The 1,489-nt window shown below is 65.1% G+C and carries 2 protein-coding genes; both read right to left on the bottom strand.

Annotation, left to right across the window (positions count from 1 at the left end; genetic code table 11):
* Positions 1 to 282, bottom strand: a 282-nt coding sequence (locus FF041_RS29790) for a MerR family transcriptional regulator (protein WP_323393096.1), incomplete at its 3' end; no start/stop codon positions are given.
* A gap of 3 nt (positions 283 to 285) precedes the next feature.
* Positions 286 to 957, bottom strand: coding sequence for a HEAT repeat domain-containing protein (locus FF041_RS29785; RefSeq protein ID WP_153525695.1), 672 nt, complete (start codon positions 955 to 957; stop codon positions 286 to 288).
* Positions 958 to 1,489: the final 532 nt, after the last annotated feature.

Below are 1,489 nucleotides of genomic sequence, written 5' to 3'. Positions count from 1 at the left end.
CTCCGTCTCCGCTGTGATGCGGTCTCGCGTCTGGCGGATGAGGTCGTCGACGAGCTCCGCGGGCGCGAAGCCGGGGTCATCGAGCGCGCGCCTGATGTCGCGCAGCGACAGCCCCAATGACCGCAGGCTCTCGATGTGGAAGATTCGCCGGATGTTGTCGCTGGAGTACTCGCGATAGCCGGAGTCGGTACGACCCGTTGGCCGCACCAGGCCGAGCGATTCGTAATGCCTGAGCATGCGGGCGCTGACCCCGGACCGTCGCGCGACATCACCGATCAACACTGCCTACCGCTCCTCCTGGCCGGCCCCGCCGAGGGCTACGACGCGCTTCGCCTCCTCGATCGCGAACTCGAATCCGGCATCCGGGTCGCGCCACAGCCGTTCCGTGGCGAGCGCGTGCGTGCGCACACGAGGGTCGATACCCGTCGTCGCGGCGCCCAGTGCCGGCAGCATCGCCTCCCCGAGCGCGATCAGCGCCCGGCTGAGGCTCAGCTGCGTCTCTCGTTCGCCGCGCCCGAGCTGTGTCGCCAACACTACGGCCAACTCGTGCTCCTCACCTTCGGGTACGAGCACGACCGCTGCCCGCCAGGCGCTCCGGGCCACCTCGTCGTCGGCGTCGGACAGCAGTGCCGGTGTGATCGCCGGCCACGCTTGCCGATCCCCGATCTTGGACAGCGTGTGCAACGCCTGGCTCCGTGCCTGCGCATGCTCCGAGCGGACTTCGTCGAGAAGCACCGGGACCGTCATCGATGCCGTGTGGCGGGTGAGTGCCCACGTCAGCATTTCGCGCACGTAGAACTCGGGTTCGATCGCACACCGCTCGATGAGCTTGCCGATGAACCCCGGGTCCGGGGTCGTGCCGACCGCCAGCGCTGCCTGTAGCCGGACCGACGAGCTGTTGTTCTCCAGCCCCTGGAGAGCTCGCATCGTGTTCGTGTCCTCTTTCGGCATGGTCATCCGGACCACCTCCTTGGCCACAGTGAAGAGCTTGACACTGTGTCAAGGTCAAGCGGAGCCGGGCCGAGAGACGGCCAGGCGTCCTCGGCCCGCCGAGTCCGGTGCGTTGTCACGGCGGCGTCCGGCGGCGGGGTCGCGGCAGCTCGTTGACGGCGGCGGCGATGCTCCTGGAGCACACGGGCGATCACGCCGTAATGATCATCCTCCCTTAGGGGGAGCATTCGGGCATTGTTCTGGATTGTGCGGGGTGATAGCGGCGCAAGAGTGTACGGCTTGAAGGCTTGGGTATCTTGAATGCCCATCCGTGGCGCATGAAGGCTGATAAAGGGGAATTTTCACCATGCACTTGTCACAGTGATCGATCGCTGGCTAGGGTGCACATCCGGTTGTCCGCAAGGCGCTCACGCGGCGCGGTCGCCGAATATCCCCATTGCATGCTTCTTTTCGATACCAAATAAATACACGTCCGGATCCGTGCGTTCCGGGCATATATACGTGGAGGTTTTCATGCGTAAATTGGTGAGTGTTCTCG

Origin of the sequence: Streptomyces jumonjinensis (genome assembly GCF_009600885.1) — a bacterium.
GTDB lineage: Bacteria > Actinomycetota > Actinomycetes > Streptomycetales > Streptomycetaceae > Streptomyces > Streptomyces jumonjinensis.
The sequence above is the reverse complement of the archived record's forward strand: the minus strand, read 5'-3'. Positions and strand labels throughout refer to the sequence as shown.

Excerpts from the sequence above, each read along its gene's own strand:
- FF041_RS29785 (WP_153525695.1), bottom strand. The coding sequence starts at position 957 with ATGACCATGCCGAAAGAGGACACGAACACGATGCGAGCTCTCCAGGGG.